This window comes from Stenotrophomonas sp. GZD-301 (assembly GCF_049310345.1).
Lineage (GTDB): Bacteria > Pseudomonadota > Gammaproteobacteria > Xanthomonadales > Xanthomonadaceae > Stenotrophomonas.
The window spans coordinates 1-16,651 of sequence record NZ_JBMOWY010000031.1 but is presented as its reverse complement, the minus strand read 5'-3'; the positions used below and the strand labels follow the sequence as shown (position 1 = coordinate 16,651).

Annotated in this window: 10 protein-coding genes; 6 read left to right on the top strand and 4 right to left on the bottom strand. The window is 68.3% G+C overall.

The genetic code is table 11. From position 1 onward, the window contains the following. Positions 1-2: 2 nt before the first annotated feature. Positions 3-1,013, top strand: coding sequence for an OmpA family protein (locus tag ACO6VK_RS08470; RefSeq protein WP_422506443.1), 1,011 nt, complete (start codon positions 3-5; stop codon positions 1,011-1,013). Positions 1,014-1,029: 16 nt separating this feature from the next. Here ACO6VK_RS08470 and ACO6VK_RS08465 read toward each other — a convergent pair whose 3' ends face one another. Then, positions 1,030-2,925 carry a diguanylate cyclase domain-containing protein gene (locus tag ACO6VK_RS08465; protein ID WP_422506442.1) on the bottom strand — a complete coding sequence of 632 codons (1,896 nt, stop codon included), beginning with the start codon at positions 2,923-2,925 and terminating at the stop codon, positions 1,030-1,032. A 161-nt stretch (positions 2,926-3,086) separates the two neighbouring features. Between ACO6VK_RS08465 and ACO6VK_RS08460 the strand changes: the two genes are divergently transcribed. Both ACO6VK_RS08460 and ACO6VK_RS08455 read left to right on the top strand, forming a co-directional pair. Continuing rightward, positions 3,087-4,448, top strand: a complete 1,362-nt coding sequence (locus tag ACO6VK_RS08460) for a sensor histidine kinase (protein WP_422506441.1) — start codon at positions 3,087-3,089, stop codon at positions 4,446-4,448. A 63-nt stretch (positions 4,449-4,511) separates the two neighbouring features. Continuing rightward, positions 4,512-7,964 (top strand): NahK/ErcS family hybrid sensor histidine kinase/response regulator, encoded by a 3,453-nt coding sequence (locus ACO6VK_RS08455; RefSeq protein WP_422506440.1) that lies wholly within the window; start codon positions 4,512-4,514, stop codon positions 7,962-7,964. 23 nt (positions 7,965-7,987) lie between these two features. Here ACO6VK_RS08455 and mntP read toward each other — a convergent pair whose 3' ends face one another. The 3 genes from mntP to acs form a co-directional block, all read right to left on the bottom strand. Further along, positions 7,988-8,566, bottom strand: coding sequence for a manganese efflux pump MntP (gene mntP, locus ACO6VK_RS08450; protein WP_422506439.1), 579 nt, complete (start codon positions 8,564-8,566; stop codon positions 7,988-7,990). Positions 8,567-8,915: 349 nt separating this feature from the next. Next, positions 8,916-9,581 (bottom strand): response regulator, encoded by a 666-nt coding sequence (locus ACO6VK_RS08445; protein ID WP_411852641.1) that lies wholly within the window; start codon positions 9,579-9,581, stop codon positions 8,916-8,918. A gap of 90 nt (positions 9,582-9,671) precedes the next feature. Further along, positions 9,672-11,615: an acetate--CoA ligase gene (gene acs, locus ACO6VK_RS08440; RefSeq protein ID WP_422506438.1), complete on the bottom strand. Its 1,944-nt coding sequence runs from the start codon at positions 11,613-11,615 to the stop codon at positions 9,672-9,674. Positions 11,616-11,896: 281 nt separating this feature from the next. On the opposite strand from acs, the gene ACO6VK_RS08435 reads away from it, so the two are divergent. The 3 genes from ACO6VK_RS08435 (at position 11,897) to ACO6VK_RS08425 (ending at position 16,581) form a co-directional block, all read left to right on the top strand. Then, positions 11,897-13,324, top strand: a complete 1,428-nt coding sequence (locus ACO6VK_RS08435; RefSeq protein ID WP_422506437.1) for a DcaP family trimeric outer membrane transporter — start codon at positions 11,897-11,899, stop codon at positions 13,322-13,324. 86 nt (positions 13,325-13,410) lie between these two features. Then, positions 13,411-15,066 carry an MFS transporter gene (locus ACO6VK_RS08430; RefSeq protein WP_422506436.1) on the top strand — a complete coding sequence of 552 codons (1,656 nt, stop codon included), beginning with the start codon at positions 13,411-13,413 and terminating at the stop codon, positions 15,064-15,066. Positions 15,067-15,165: 99 nt separating this feature from the next. Beyond that, positions 15,166-16,581 carry a coniferyl aldehyde dehydrogenase gene (locus ACO6VK_RS08425; protein ID WP_422506435.1) on the top strand — a complete coding sequence of 472 codons (1,416 nt, stop codon included), beginning with the start codon at positions 15,166-15,168 and terminating at the stop codon, positions 16,579-16,581. Positions 16,582-16,651: the final 70 nt, after the last annotated feature.

The window sequence follows — 16,651 nt, the reverse complement described above, 5'->3', positions numbered from 1 at the left end:
TGATGACCACTCTTTCCCCGATGACCCGTGTTGTCCCCTCGCTGCTCGCCGCCGCGCTGCTCGCCAGCGTGGCCGCCCATGCCGGTGCGCAGCAGACCCAGCTGCTGCCGCAGCAGAAGCGCATCACCGACGAGGCGATCCATGCCGACCACGGCGCCTACGAGGCGACCCAGGGCCGCATCCAGGCGCTCAACGATGGCGGGCGCCCGATCCGCGATTACCACCTGTCCAAAGCGCAGTGCTGGCTGGACGTGTCGTTCCACGAGTACAGCCGCAACGACCGCAGCGCGTTCCCGCAGCAGGCCCTTACCGAGTCGGAAAAGCTGATCGTGGGCATGGAGCAGGGCGTCTCGCCGCTGCCCACCGACACCCCGCTGGTGAACAACGCCAAGTACCTGCGTGACGACCTCTGGCAGCGTCTGCGCGTCCTGCACGGTGCGCCGGGCTTCAGCTGCGCGCAGCAGCAGGTCGCCTGCGGCGAGGTCGAGCTGGTGCATGCCGGCAACGAGTTCAATCAGCAGCAGTGGCGGCACTCCAAGCCGTACATCCAGATCGCCGAGGAACTGGTCAACGAAGCCGAAGCGCTGGCCCGCCAGTGCGGTGTCGGCCCGGCGATCGCCGCCGCACCGGGGCCGCTGGTCGCCAACGTGCTGTTCGAGTTCGACCGCGATGCGTACCGCGACATCCGCACCTACTCGCTGGAAAGTGTGGACCGGGCACTGGCCAGCATCGCCGGCGAAGGGCTGCAGCTGGAGGGCGTCACCCTGGTTGGCCATGCCGATCGGATGCAGGGCCGCGGCTTCGATGCCAACCAGTCCCTGTCCGAACGGCGGGCACGCACGGTGCGTGAACTGCTGATCGGCCGCGGCATCGATCCGGCCCGCATCCGCTATGAGTACCGGGGCGATACCCAGCAGGTGCAGCAGTGCGATGGCGTGCGCCCACGCGCCGCGCTGCTGGAATGTCTGCTGCCGAACCGGCGGGTCGAGGTGCGGTTCGAGGTGGCGCGCTGATCGGCCGGCGCCGACCTCAGGTGCCGGTCTGTACGTCCTGATCCACGGGCGCACGGACCGGCTCGGGTCGCGGCGGCAGCCAGGCCATCGGCCGGCTTCCGGCCAGCGACAGCCAGCCGCAGGCCATCGCCCGCGCGGGGTCGTGCAGCAGGCTGTACAGATCGACGTCGCGGCCGGTGTCCTCGCCCCAGAGCATGGCCCAGGCGTTGTGGCCGCTGCGGCGGGCGCTCTGCAGCGCCCGGTCGGCCGCACGCACGCTGTCATCAAGCGTGTCTGGCGCATCCGCGAAAAGCGGCAGCGGCGCGATGCCGATGCTGGCGGTCAGCGTCAGGTGCTGGCCGGGGCCGATGTCCACCACCAGCCGCTCGATCGCGGCCCGCAGATGGCTGGCCAGCGCCTGTGCAGCGGGGGCGGCGGTGTCGTGCCGGGCCACCAGGAAGGTGGCGCCGCTCCACCGCGCGATCCGGTCATCCCGGTCGCAGTGCTGGCGCAGACACTGGGCCACCGCGCGCAGCACGGCATCGCCTGCGGCCTGGCCGTGGCGTTCGTTGAGGGCCTTGAACGCGTCCAGTTCCACCAGCATCACCACGCTGCGCTGCTCGCTCCCGGCCTTCGCCCGGTCTGCGGCGAGCAGCCGCTCGGCTTCGCGGCGGTTGACCAGCCCGGTCACCATGTCGGTGCTGCTCAGCAGCGTGAGGCGGCGCCGTTGCCGGCGCATGCGCAGTACGACGAAGGTGGCCACGGCCACCACCAGCAGCAGGGCCACCAGCGCGCTGTTGCGCAGCACCCGCACGCGGCCCAGGTCCTGCATCGCATTGACTTCGGCCGGGTCGATGCTGCGTTCGGCAGTGGCCTGCAGCCTGGCGAGCTGGTTGAGGGTTTCACCCTTGCTGCGCGCGCGGTCGATGTCGCGCGCCTGGCGCGCGTACTGCAACGCCAGGGCGCGCTCGCCCAGCAGGGTGTGGATGTCGGCGAGCAGATCCAGGCCGGCGCGGACCTCGTCGGTGAAATGCCCACGCTCCGCCGCATCCTGGGCCTGTTCGGCCAGCGGCAACGCGGCCTCCGCGCCCACCCGGTCAATGGTGAGACGGGCCAGCCGCTGCAGCGTGACGACCTGGCCCTGCGGGTCCTGCACGGACTGCCAGGCCAACACGCTGCGGAACGCCGCTTCGGCCTCGGGCAACTGCCCGCGCAGGCGCTGGATCTCGGCGCGGTGGCTGACGATGCGGTGCAGGAACAGCTCCTGGCCGCCCAGGCGCGTGCCGATGGCTTCGGCGCGGTTGAACGCGGTGGACGCCTCTTCATGCCGTTGCATCTGCAGCAGCGCAAAGCCGTAGTTGTAGTACAGGATGAGATCGCCCGGGTTGGGCGGTCGCCGCATGTGCTGGTTCAGTGCGGTGGCTTTCTGCAGGTAGGTCAGTGCGCCCTGCGCGTCGCCCATCGCATCGCCGCGGATCATCGCGATCTGCATCAGGGCGCCGATCTGGCCCTGCACGTCACGTTGGCGGACAGCCTCTTCCAGGAAACGGTTGGTCAGCTCCAGCGCCTGGACGTGCTCGCCCCGCCACAACAGCAGGTGCGCGGCGATCGACTGGGCGCGCAGCCGGTCTTCGGCATTCGCATCGGGGCGGGCGGCTGCCGCCAGCAGCCGGTCCGGCAGATCCACCGTCTGGTCGAGCTGGCCCTGTGATCGCAGCGCCACGCCCAGGCAGGCCAGCGCGCCGATCTCGATCGAGGTCGGCAGTGCCGGCGTGGCGAGCAGCGCATGCGCCATCTGCAGCGACGTGCGCGGCGCGCTGGTCAGCAGGGCGTGGCACTGCTGCACCTGTGCGGCCAGCGGCGCGCCGCTGACCGGATGCTGCGCCAGCGCGCAGGGCGCGGCCAACGACAGCAGACAGACGAGCGCGGACACGCCGCGACGGACAAGTGACATAGGCATAAGAGCAACGACTTCCCGGTCGAGTGCAGGCAGGCGGCAATGCGGCACGTCCGTGGCGATACCGCCGGCCCGCGCGCCGCTACTATACCCCCTTGCTGCCGGACGCCGTCGCACCGGCCTGGAGCCTGCCGCGCATGCCCGTTTCCGCCCCGCCCCCGCTCACCGGTCCGCGCCCTGTGGCGGTGCCCCAGTCGCTGGGACGCCATACCGAGACCCTGCTGCGCGGGGTGCTGTACATGGTGGGAATCTTCCATCTGCTGATGGCCGGCTGGACCGCGCTGCGGATGGGACTGGGCCTGGACCTGATGGTCCCGTTCGTCGCCGCGCTGCATGCGCTGCTGTGCCTGGTGTGCCTGCTGGAACAGCGGGCGGGACGCGCGCTGCGCGCCGCGGCGGTGTTTGTCGGCGGCCAGCTGATCCTGCTCACGGTGGCCTATGCGTACTGGGGCCTGGCGGCACAGCTGCGGCTGCAGCTGGTACTGCTGATGCCGGTCATGCTGGTCGCGGCCGTGCTCGGCCGGCGCCCGTTGGCGTGGACGACCGTCTGGGTGTGCCTGCTGATCGTGGTGGGGGCGTGGGTCGATGCGGCGAGCCTGATGTTCCAGTCCGACCGGCTGCTGGCGGCCGTGAACGACCTGGTGATCTGCGTGTTCGGCACGCTGCTGGCCGCCTGGCTGCTGCATCACAGCGTTACCGGCCTGCGCGAAAGCCTGCAGACGGCGCGGCAGCACAGCCGCGACCTGGCACGCAAGCGCGATGAGCTGCAGCTGGAGATGCAGGAGAAGGAGCGCTCGCGCGATCAGCTGGTGCACGCGATGAAAATGGAAAACGTCGGCCGCCTCGCCAGTGGCATCGCGCACGATTTCAATCACCTGCTGGCCCTGATCCAGAGCTACATCGCCAAGGCGCGGCGCAGCGAGGGCGAGGCGCTGGCGGCGGCGCTCCAGGGCGGCGATTCCGCCGTGCGCCGGGCCACCGCGGTCAGCCGGCGGCTGCTGGATTTCAGCCGGCTCGAAGACAGCCGGCCGCAGCTGCTGGATGTCGCCGCCACGGTGGCCGGCATGGTGCCGCTGCTGCAGCAGGTGTTCGACAACCGCGTGCAGTGCGAGGTGGACAGCGGCCAGGTGCAGTGCCTGATCCACTTCGATCCGGCCCAGCTGGAGTCGATCCTGCTCAGCCTGGCGGTCAACGCCCACCAGGCCATGCCGGACGGCGGGCAGTTCAGCGTGACCGTGGCACAGCCCTCGCGCATCGACGAGGTGGTCCTGCGGGTCACCGACAGTGGCCACGGCATGAGCGAGGAAGTGCGTGCCCGGTGTCTGGAGCCGTTCTTCACCACCAAACCGATGGGGCAGGGCACCGGGCTCGGGCTGGCCGTGACCGCCAGCCTGGTCCAGGCGGCGGGCGGGCATATCCACGTGGAGAGCGGCAAGGGGCGCGGTACGCAGGTCTGCATCCGGCTGCCGACCCGTCCGCTGGCGGCGGTACAGGCCTGATCCGGGCCGCGTCCCGGCCTGTGCAGCCGCTACACTGCGGATTGCTCTCGCGGAAACAACCCTGTGGTTTCTAGCTGGATCCTGCTGCTGGTCTCGGTGGCCTACGCCGCGCTGCTGTTCGGCGTGGCGTGGTGGGGCGACCGTCGGCCGATGTACCCCGACCGCCCGTGGCTGCGGCCGGTGGTCTACAGCCTGGCGCTGGCCGTGTACTGCTCGTCGTGGACGTTCTATGGCGCGGTCGGCACGGCGGTACGCAACGGTATCGGCTACCTGCCGATCTACCTGGGCCCGCTGCTGCTGTGGGTGTTCGGTTGGCGCATCATCGAGCGGCTGGCGCTGATCGCGCGCAGCCAGAACGTGGTCTCCATCGCCGACTTCATCTCATCGCGGTTCGGCCGCTCGCGGCGTCTGGCCGCGCTGGTGGCGGTGATCGCGCTGATCGGCATCGTGCCGTACCTGGCGCTGCAGTACAAAGCGGTGGCGATGAGCCTGCAGGTGCTCACCGGCAACGTCGGTCCCACCGGTTTCTTCACCGATCCGGCGCTGTACGTGGCGCTGCTGATGGCGCTGTTCGCCACCCTGTTCGGCACCCGCCAGGTGGACGCCACCGAGCACCATCACGGCATGATGCTGGCGATCGCGCTGGAGTCGATGATCAAGCTGATCGCGATGGTCGCGCTGGGCCTGTTCGCCTACCTGTGGCTCAACGACCGCACCGAAGCGGTGATCGAGTCGGCGCACACGCTCTTCAGCGGCCTGCCGCCGGTCGGCTTCATCTCACAGACGCTGCTGAGCTTCCTGGCGATCATCTGTCTGCCGCGGCAGTTCCACGTGGCGGTGGTGGAGTGCGGCGACGTGCGTGACATCCGCCGCGCGCGCTGGATGTTCGGCGCCTACCTGGTGGTCATCTCGGCAATGGTGATTCCGATCGCCACGGCCGGCGTGACCCTGTTCGGCACCGGCGGCAGCGTGGCCGACGACAGCATGGTGCTGGCCCTGCCGCTGGCCGAAGGCCGCAAGTTCCTGGCGCTGGTGGCCTATGTGGGCGGCTTCTCCGCCGCCACCGGCATGGTCATCGTGGCCTCGATCGCGCTGGCCACGATGGTCAGCAACGATCTGGTGATGCCGGTGCTGCTGCGTCGCAGTGGCGACCACCAGGAGGCGGCCGATGTCGCCTCGCGGGTCCTCTGGATCCGGCGTACCGCGATCCTGCTGCTGGCGCTGGCGGCCTACAGCTACTACCGCGGCAGCAGCAACGACAGCACGCTGGCCTCGTACGGGCTGATGGCATTCGCCGCGGTGGCGCAGTTCGCCCCGGGGCTGATCGGCGGGCTGTACTGGCGCGGTGCCAGCCGCAGGGGCGTGGAGGTCGGCATGCTGCTGGGCTTCGGCACCTGGGTGTACACGCTGCTGCTGCCGGCGCTGACCCACGCCGGCTGGATGGAGGCGGCGTGGCTGGTGCAGGGCCCGTTCGGGATCGGCTGGCTGCAGCCGCAGCACCTGTTCGGCATGAGCGGCTGGGACCCGCTCACGCATGGCACGTTCTGGTCGTTGCTGGTCAACGTGGCGGCGATGGTGCTGGTGTCGGTGCGCTGGCGACCCGGCGTGGACGAACGCCTGCGCGCCGCGCCATTCCTGGACCCGTATGCGCAGCGGCCCTCGGTGGCCGGTGCGTGGCCCGGCAACGTGCACGTCGGCGATCTGCTGGCGCTGGCCTCGCGGGTGGTCGGCGACCGCCATGCGCGCCGCTCGTTCTTCGAGCAGGCGCAGTCGATGGGCCGCGAGCTGCAGGCGTCCGCGCCGGCCGACCGCGCGTGGGTGCAGTTCACCGAGCGCCTGCTGGCCGCCTCGATCGGCGCGGCCTCGGCACGCCTGCTGCTGACCAGCCTGCTGCGGGGCTCGGGCATGGACCTGGGCGAAGTGGTGGCGGTGCTCGATGAAGCCGGGCAGGAGCTGCGCTTCAACCGCGAGATCCTCTCCACCACCCTGGAGAACATCAGTGCCGGGGTCAGCGTGGTCGATCCGGACATGCGGCTGACCGCGTGGAACCGGCGTTACCAGCAGATGTTCGGCTATCCCGACGGCATGCTGTACGTGGGCCGCCCGGTCGCCGATCTGATCCGCTACAACGCCGAGCGCGGCGAGCTGGGCGAGGGCGACATCGACGTGCAGATCAACCGCCGCATCGGCTACATGCGCGCCGGTTCACCGCACGTGTTCGAGCGGACCCGCAGCGATGGCAAGGTGATCGAAATGCGCGGCCAGGCGCTGCCCGGTGGCGGCTATGTCACCAGCTACAACGACATCACCGACTACAAGCACGCCGAAAAGGCGCTGCTGGAGGCCAATGAAACGCTGGAGCAGCGCGTGGCCGAGCGCTCGCACGAGGCCGAGGTGGCGCAGCAGTCCAAGACCCGCTTCCTGGCCGCGATCAGCCACGACGTGCTGCAGCCGCTCAATGCCGCGCGGCTGTTCGCCTCGGCGCTGCGCGACAGCCACCAGAACAACGAGGAACAGCGCCATCTGGCCGAACGCGTGGATGCCTCGCTGCGCGCGGCCGAAGAGCTGCTGGATGGCCTGCTCGACGTGTCGCGGCTGGATGCCGGTGGCCTGCACCCGCTGATCGGCGATTTCGATGTCAGCCTGCTGATGCGCGAGCTGGCCGCGCAGTACTCGCCGGTGGCCGCCGGCCGCGGCCTGCGCCTGGATCTGTTCGCGCGGCCGGCCTGGGTGCGCAGCGACCGCCGGCTGCTGCGCCGGGTGCTGCAGAACTTCCTGGCCAATGCGCTGCGCTACACCCGGCAGGGGCGCATCGTACTGGCGGTGCGTCAGCGTGGGCAGGAAGTGGAGCTGCAGGTGTGGGATACCGGCCCGGGCATTCCCGAGCATCACATGCAGCAGATTTTCGACGAGTTCCACCGCTATCAGCAGCCGTTCGACTGGGGCGAGCAGGGGCTGGGGCTGGGCCTGTCGATCTGCCAGCGCATCTCGCGCCTGCTCGACCACCGCCTCAATGCACGCAGCCGGGTCGGCAGCGGCAGCATGTTCTCCATCCTGTTGCCGCGCGTGGACGCGCCGGCGCTGCCGACCTCGGTGGTGGCCCTGCCCGTTGCCAGCCCGGCCACCCGGACCGACTCGCTGGCCGGCATGCGCGTGCTGTGCGTGGACAACGACCAGGAGATCCTGGACGGCATGCGCGCGCTGCTGGGGCGCTGGCAGGTCGAGGTGATCACCGCCAGCACCGTGGACCAGGCGCTGGAGAAAGTGGCCGAGCGGCCGGACGTGATGCTGGTGGACTTCCACCTGCACGACCGCCTGGACGGCCTGGATACCCTGGTGGCGATGCGCGACAAGGCCGGCCGGGCCATTCCCGGCGCGCTGCTGACCGCCGATGGCCGCGACGAACTCAAGCGCATGGCCCGCGAACGTGGCTACCGCCTGCTGACCAAACCGATCAAGCCGGCGTCGCTGCGCGCGTTCCTGGCCGCCTTCCACGATACCCGCGGCGACATGTAGCCGCGGGTGTGCCGCCGCCGGGGTCAGGTGATCGCGCCGCTGAGGTGTTCGTACAGGATGGTGGCGCCGATGATGATCAGGATCACGCCGCCGATGATTTCCGCGCGCTTGCCGACCATGTTCCCGAGCACGCGGCCGAGCATGATGCCGGCGGTGACCATGCTGAAGGTGCACAGGCCGATCACCAGGGCCATCACGCCGATGTTCACGTCCAGGAAGGCCAGGCCGATGCCGACCGCCATCGCATCGATGCTGGTGGCGAAACCGGTCAGCGCCAGCCGCCAGAAGCCGTGATGCCGGTCCGGATCGTCCTGTTCGTCGTCGCTGTCCGGGCGGATGCCGTTGATGATCATGTGCACGCCCAGCGCACCGAGCAGGCCGAACGCGATCCAGTGGTCGAACGCCTCCACGTACTGCAGCGCCGCGCGGCCGAGCAGCCAGCCGATCACCGGGGTGATGGCTTCGATGACACCGAAGATGAGGCCGGCGCGCAGGGCATCGGGAAGGCGCGGCGTGCGCATGGCGGCGCCCTTGCCGACCGCCGCGGCGAAGGCATCGGTGGACATGGCAAAGCCGATCAGCAGGATCGAAAGTGGGGACATGGGGACGTACACGGCAGGTCGGGCGACTGCGAGCAACGGACCGCGTTCGCGCCCAACCTGTCGTTGCGCACGCGGACCGCTGGTCTCGCCAACCAAGATGGCTGCCCGCACCACGGCGCACTGGCCGAGTATGTTGATACGGGCGTTTCCTATCGCAGGAAACAGGCTACTCCCCAAGGGGACGCGAAGCTTAGCACCGGCATCGGGGAATGGCGCATCCCCCGCGAATTGCGCAGGCAGCGCTGGGTTTCATAGCTTCGGCTATACAGCCGACGCGGGTAGTGCCGGCTATACAGCCGAAGCGGGTAGTGCCGGCCGCTGGCCGGCAACCAGGCACCTCACGCCCGCCTCAATCCTCTTCCGGCGGCAACACGATCTGCTCTTCATCGATGGCCAGCTTGCCGGCCATCAACACCGCCTGGGTGCGGTTGGTCACGCCCAGCTTGCGCAGGATCGCGGTGACGTGCGCCTTGATCGTCGCCTCGGACACATTGAGGTCGTAGGCGATCTGCTTGTTGAGCCGGCCCACGCCGAGCATCTGCAGCACGCGGAACTGCTGCGGGGTCAGCTCGCGCAGACGCTGGCCGATCTCGCGCTCCTCGCGCTCGGTGGGCGGCACGTTGTGCGCTTCCGGCGGCGCCCAGGTCTCGCCATCGAGGATGGTGCCGAGGGCATGGCCGATGGTGTCCGAGTCGGCGGATTTGGGAATGAAGCCGAAGGCGCCGTGGTCGAGCGCGCGACGCATCACCGTGGGCTCTTCGCGTGCGGACACCACCACCACCGGCAGCTGCGGGTGCAGGGCGCGCATGTGCACCAGCGCATTGAAGCCCTGCGCGCCAGGCATGTTGAGGTCCATCAGGACCAGGTCGGCATCGGTGTGCTGGTCGGCGAGCAGGTACAGCGCTTCCACGCTGTCTGCTTCGTACAGCTGCACGCCGGGGATGACACGCTGCACCGCACCGCGCAGTGCTTCGCGGAACAACGGGTGGTCATCGGCAATCAGGAGGGTGGTCATGGTGGGGGCCATGTTGCGGAGGGGTAACGCGACGTAACGGAATGCGTGTATCGAGGTGACAGCCCCCGGGTCAGGGGGCTGTCGCGGCCCTTATTTCACCTTGCGTTCTTCCACCAGCGACGCCACCACCGACGGATCGGCCAGGGTCGAGGTATCGCCGAGCTGGTCCGGTGCGTTCTCGGCGATCTTGCGCAGGATGCGGCGCATGATCTTGCCCGAGCGCGTTTTCGGCAGCCCCGGTGCCCACTGCAGGTGGTCGGGCGCGGCGATCGGCCCGATTTCCTTGCGCACCCAGGCCACCAGCTCCTTGTGCAGCTCATCGCTGGGCGTCTCGTCGGCGATCAGGGTCACATAGGCATAGATGCCCTGGCCCTTGATGTCGTGCGGGAAGCCAACCACGGCCGCTTCGGCCACCTTCGGGTGCGAGACCAGCGCGCTCTCCACTTCGGCGGTGCCGATGCGGTGGCCGGACACATTGATCACATCGTCCACGCGGCCGGTGATCCAGTAATAGCCATCCTCGTCGCGGCGGCAGCCGTCGCCGGTGAAGTAGCTGCCCGGGTAGGTGCGGAAGTAGGTATCGATGAAACGCTGGTGGTCGCCGTAGACGCTGCGCATCTGGCCCGGCCAGGAATCACGGATGATCAGATTGCCTTCGGCCGCGCCTTCCTGGATCTCGCCCTCGGCGTTGACCAGCGCCGGCTGCACGCCGAAGAAGGGCAGGGTGGCCGAGCCGGGCTTGAGGTCGATCGCACCGGCCAGCGGCGAGATCAGGATGCCGCCGGTTTCGGTCTGCCACCAGGTATCCACGATCGGGCAGCGGCTGTCGCCAACCACCTCGTAGTACCAGCGCCAGGCTTCCGGATTGATCGGCTCGCCAACGCTGCCGAGCAGGCGCAGCGAGGCGCGCGAGGTGCGCTTGACCGGTGCCTCGCCTTCGCGCATCAACGCGCGGATCGCGGTCGGTGCGGTGTAGAAGAGGGTGACCTGGTGCTTGTCGATCACCTCCCAGAAGCGCGAGGTGGTGGGGAAGTTCGGCACGCCTTCGAACATCAGCGAGGTCGCGCCGTTGGCCAGCGGCCCGTACACGATGTAGCTGTGGCCGGTGACCCAGCCAACGTCGGCGGTGCACCAGTAGATGTCGTCCTCGCGCAGGTCGAACACCGCTTCATGGGTGTAGGCCGCGTACAGCAGGTAACCGCCGGTGGTGTGCAGCACGCCCTTCGGCTTGCCGGTGGAGCCGGAGGTGTAGAGGATGAACAGCGGGTCTTCGGCGTTCATCCGTTCCGGTTCGCAGGTAGCCGGCTGCGGGTCCACCACATCGTGGAACCAGCGGTCGCGCGGCGCCTGCATGTCCACCGCACCGCCGGTGTGGCGGACCACCAGCACCGTTTCCACGGTGGTGGTGCCGGGCAGCTTCAAGGCGGCGTCGACGTTGGCCTTCAGCGGAATCCTCTTGCCACCGCGCAGGCCTTCGTCGGCGGTGATGATCAGCTTGCTGCCGCAGTCGATCACGCGGTCGGCGATCGAGTTGGGCGCAAAGCCGCCGAACACCACCGAGTGGATCGCGCCGATGCGTGCGCAGGCCAGCATGGCCACGGCGGCATCGACAATCATCGGCAGGTAGATGGTGACCCGGTCGCCCTTCTTGACGCCCAGGTTGCGCAGGGCATTGCCGAGGCGGCAGGTGCGCTCGTACAGCTCGCGATAGGTCACGCCCTGGGCGGGCGCATCGGGGCTGTCCGGCTCGAACAGCAGCGCGACCTTGTCGCCGCGCGTGGCCAGCTGCCGGTCCAGGCAGTTGACGCTGGCGTTGAGTTCGCCGTCCTCGAACCACTTGATGCGGAAATCGTCGAGCTGGTAGCTGACGTTCCGGATCGTTGACGGCTTGGTGTACCAGTCCAGGCGTTCTGCGGCGTTGCCCCAGAACGCGTCGGGATTCTCCACCGACTCGCGGTAGAGCTGCTGGTACGTGTTCCTGTCAATGCGCGCCTTGGCGGAGAAATCCGCCTTGACGGGGTAAATATCGGCCATGACACCCTCACTTGCACTAGGACTTGGGTTGTGCGATCGCAGCATAACCCGCGATTCATCCCCCTCAGTTTGCCGCATCCACCGGGCCGCGCGGTATCGGGGTGGTTAGACCTTGGTCGTACCAACGCAGGCGGGTAGATCACGACCGCCCGGGTAACCCCGCCGCCACGGGCGCGGGTACGACCAATGGCTAATACCGGGGTGCGTCAGGCTGACGCACGCTCGGCTCGACCGTGACCCCACACGCGGCGATCACTTTGCCACCCGGGAGAGAGGGCAACATGAGTACCCGTCTGTTGAAGACCATGCGCACGCCATTGGCGACCTGTCTGTTGGTCGCGCTGGTGGCGCCTGGCATGGCGTTCGCCGAGACCGCCAAAGAGAAGCAGCTGGAAGCACGCATCGCGGAACTGGAGCGCCAGGTCCAGCTGCTGCTGTCCACCTCGCAGCAGCAACAAACCCAGATCAGCCAGGCGCAGACCGACGTCACTGCGGTCCGGACGCTGCAGGCCCAGCAGCCGGGCACGGCCACCGTGCCGGCAGGCAAGCAGCCGATCCAGGTCACCACCATCACCCCGGGCGCCGCGCCGGGCACCACGGTCAAGATCGGTGGCTTCATCAAGGCCGATTTCCTGGCCACCCAGACCGGCGACGGCCAGCTCGCCGACGATGCCACCGGCCGCGCGCTGTACCTGCCGGGCCAGACCCCGGTGGCCGGCGCCGGCGGCAGTGGCGAACGGTCCGACGTGGACTTCAACGCCCACGCCAAGTTCTCGCGCTTCAACCTGGGCATCGACAACGTGTCGGACAAGGGCAACAAGTCCGGCGCGTTCTTCGAGATGGACTTCTTCGGCAATTCGCTGGGCAACCAGACCGCGACCAATACCTACGGTGTGACCCTGCGCCACGCGTATATGTACTGGAACAACTGGATGGCCGGCCAGACCTGGTCCAACTTCATGGACGCGGCGTCGCTGCCGGAAGCCGTCGACTTCGTCGGCCCGACCGACGGTGTGCTGTTCGTGCGCCAGGCACAGATCCGCTACACCCAGGGCGGCTTCAGCGTCGCGCTGGAAAACCCGGAAACCACCGTGCTCACCGGCACCCGCAACCCGATCACCGGGGCGTGGACCAACGTGGCGAGCAACAGCGACCGTGGTTCGCTGCCGGACCTGACGCTGCGCTACGGCTGGAAGGGCGACTGGGGCACCTTCGGCGTGGGCGGCATCGTGCGTCAGCTCAAGGTCGACAACCAGACCACCCGGGCCGACGCCGACAAGATCGGTGGCGGCCTGACGCTGGGCGGCAAGTGGGTGATGGGCGACAGCGACACCCTGCATTACCAGCTCAGTGGTGGCGAAGGCATCGCCCGCTATGTGGGCCTCGGCGTGACCGCCGATACCGCCTATGACGTGGCCCGCGACGAACTCAACCCGACCGGCGTGCTGGCCGGCTATGTGGGCTGGCGCCATGCCTTCAGCCCCAAGCTGCGCACCAACCTGATCTACGCGCGCAGCGATTACGACAACGACGGCAGCCTGGGCCCGCTGGTGACCAAGAGCGTGCAGAGCATCCGCGGCAACGTGTTCTACACCCCGATGCCCAAGGTCGATATCGGCGCCGAGTACATGTACGGCGTGCGCGAAATCGAGGATGGCCGCAAGGGCGACATCAACCGCCTGCAGTTCACCACGAAATACAGTTTTTAACCGGAGTGCCGACCAACGGTCGGCACCTGCCAGAAAAATAGAACGTTTGCCGACTGACAGTCGGCACTACCTAAGGGAAGCGTCCCATGTCAACAACACCTGTACCTGCAAAAGCTGCACTTACCCAGGGCCACAAGAAGGTCATCTTCGCGTCGAGCCTTGGCACCGTCTTCGAGTGGTATGACTTCTTCCTTTACGGCTCGCTTGCCGCGATCATCGCCAAGCAGTTCTTCAGCGGCGTCAACGAAACCACCGGCATGATCTTCGCGCTGCTGGCGTTCGCCGCCGGCTTCTTCGTGCGTCCGTTCGGCGCGGCGTTCTTCGGCAGCCTCGGCGACCGCATCGGCCGCAAGTACACCTTCCTGGTCACGATCCTGATCATGGGCATCTCGACCTTCCTGGTCGGTGTGCTACCCAACTACGCCTCGATCGGCTTTGCCGCCCCGGTGATCCTGATCGTCCTGCGCCTGGCCCAGGGCCTGGCGATGGGCGGCGAGTACGGTGGCGCGGCAACGTATGTGGCCGAGCACGCACCGGCCGACAAGCGCGGCCTGTACACCAGCTTCATCCAGTGCACCGCGACGCTCGGCCTGTTCATGTCGCTGCTGATCATCCTGGCCTGCCGCTACTTCCTCGGCAACGAGGCGTTCGAAGCCTGGGGCTGGCGCATTCCGTTCCTGGTGTCGATCGTGCTGCTGGGCATCTCGGTGTGGATCCGTCTGCAGCTCAGCGAATCGCCGCTGTTCCAGCAGATGAAGGCCGAAGGCAAGGGCTCCAAGACCCCGTTCCGTGACAGCCTCAAGGGCGGCAACCTGAAGCTGATGCTGCTGGTGCTGCTCGGCGCCGCTGCCGGTCAGGCCGTGGTCTGGTACGGCGGCCAGTTCTACGCGCTGTTCTTCCTGAGCAGCATGCTCAAGGTTGAAGCCACCACGTCGTACCTGCTGATCGCCGCGGCGCTGGCACTGGGTACGCCGTTCTTCATCTTCTTCGGCTGGCTGTCCGACCGTATCGGCCGCAAGAAGATCATCCTGGCCGGCTGCCTGCTGGCTGCCATCACCTACATCCCGGTGTTCAAGGGCCTGACCCACTTCGCCAACCCGGCCGTGGAAGAAGCCCGTGCAACCTCGCCGGCGCTGGTCGTGGCCGATCCGAACACCTGCTCGTTCCAGTTCGATCCGGTTGCGGTGCGCAAGTTCACCAGCTCCTGCGACATCGCCACGGCCGCACTGACCAAGGCCGGTGTGCCGTATGAAGTGCAGCCGGCGGCCGCCGGTTCGCTGGCAGTGATCAACGTGGGCAGCGCCAGCGTCACCTCGTACGAGGCTGCCGGCCTGACCAAGGAGGACGGCAAGGCCAAGGCCGATGCGTTCGGTGCCGAACTGAAGACCGCGCTGACCTCGGCCGGCTACCCGGCCAAGGCCGACAACGCCCGCATCAACATCCCCGGCACCATCCTGATGCTGTGGATTCTGGTGCTGTACGTGACGATGGTGTACGGCCCGATCGCCGCCTACCTGGTCGAGCTGTTCCCGACCCGTATCCGCTACACCTCCATGTCGCTGCCGTACCACATCGGCAACGGCTGGTTCGGTGGCTTCCTGCCGGCGATCTCGTTCGCGCTGGTGGCCGGTACCGGCAACCTGTACTACGGCCTCTGGTACCCGATCATCATCGCGCTGATGACGGTCGTGGTCGGCGGGTTGTTCCTGAAGGAAACCCGCGGCGTGGACATCACCAAGTAACGGTGGACCACACGGCATGACGACGGGGCCGCGATGCGAATCGCGGCCCTTTCCATTTCTGCCACCGCCCATCACAGCCGCTGCCGCTATAGTCGCGGCATGAGCGATACCCACACCGATCCCGCCGCGCTGCCGGCGCTCCTGCACACCCTGCGCAGTGCCTGGCAGGCCAATCGCCCGTCGCTGGACCAGCGACGCGACGACCTGCAGCGCCTGCGTGCGACCCTGAAGGCGCGGCTGCCGCAGATGGCCGAGGCCATTTCGGCCGACTTCGGCCACCGCTCCACGCATGAGTCGCTGATCGCCGATGGCATGACCGTCCTCGGCGAGATCGATCACCTGCTCACGCACCTGCGCCGCTGGGCGGCCCCACGCCGGGTCGGCGTGGGCTGGCGCTTCTGGCCGGCGCGCGCGCAGCTCCGTGCGGTGCCGCTGGGTGTGGTCGGCGTGATCGCGCCGTGGAACTACCCGGTCAACCTGGCGCTGATTCCGCTGGCCACCGCAATCGCGGCCGGCAACCACGTGATCCTCAAACCGTCCGAGCACACCCCGCGCACCAGCGCCTTCCTGCACGACCTGCTGGCCGAGGTCTTTCCGGCCACGCGCGTGGCGGTAGTGCAGGGCGATGGCGACCTGGCCGGCGCGTTGGCGGGCTCGCCGCTGGACCACCTGGTGTTCACCGGTTCGACCGCGATCGGCCGCAAGGTGATGGCCGCCGCCGCGCAGCACCTGACCCCGCTGACCCTGGAACTGGGCGGCAAGTCGCCGGCGATCGTGTGCAGCGACTACCCGCTGGACAAGGCGGCCGCGCGGCTGGCCACCGGCAAGTGGTTCAACGCCGGCCAGACCTGCATCGCGCCGGACTACATCCTGATCGACGGCCGCCGCCAGCGCGAGCTGGTGCAGCAGCTGCAGACCCAGGTGCGCGCGCGCTACGGCGATTTCAGTGACGCCAACGACTACACCCGGATCATCCATGACGGGCAGTACCAGCGCCTGCGTAGCTATCTCGCGCAGGCCCGCGCACGCGGCGTGCCGGTGATCGAACTGGCCAGCGTCGATCCGGCACGGGCCGAGCGCGAGCGCCTGATCGTGCCGACCATCGTGCTCGATCCGCCGGCCGACCTGGACCTGATGCAGGAGGAGATCTTCGGCCCGATCCTGCCGGTGTGCGCCTATCCGGATCTGGACGCCGCGGTGGCCGAGGTGCAGGCGCGCGACCGGCCCCTGGCGCTGTACGTCTTCAGCCAGCAGCGCGACACGGTCGAGCGCGTGCTCGGCCAGATCGTGGCCGGCGGCGTCACCGTCAACGACACCCTGCTGCACTTCGCCATCAACGGCCTGCCGTTTGGCGGCGTCGGCCCCAGCGGCATGGGCGCGTACCACGCCCGCGCCGGTTTCGATGCGATGAGCAAGCAGCTGCCGATCCTGTGGCAGTCGCGCTGGGCGGCCAGCGATCTGCTCAAACCGCCGTATTCGAAGATCGCGGGGTTGTTGAAGCTGCTCGTGAAGTAGTGGGGGGGGGGGGGGGGGGGGGGGGGGGGCGAGAGCAAACAAAACAACAAGAGACAAACACAAAAAAACA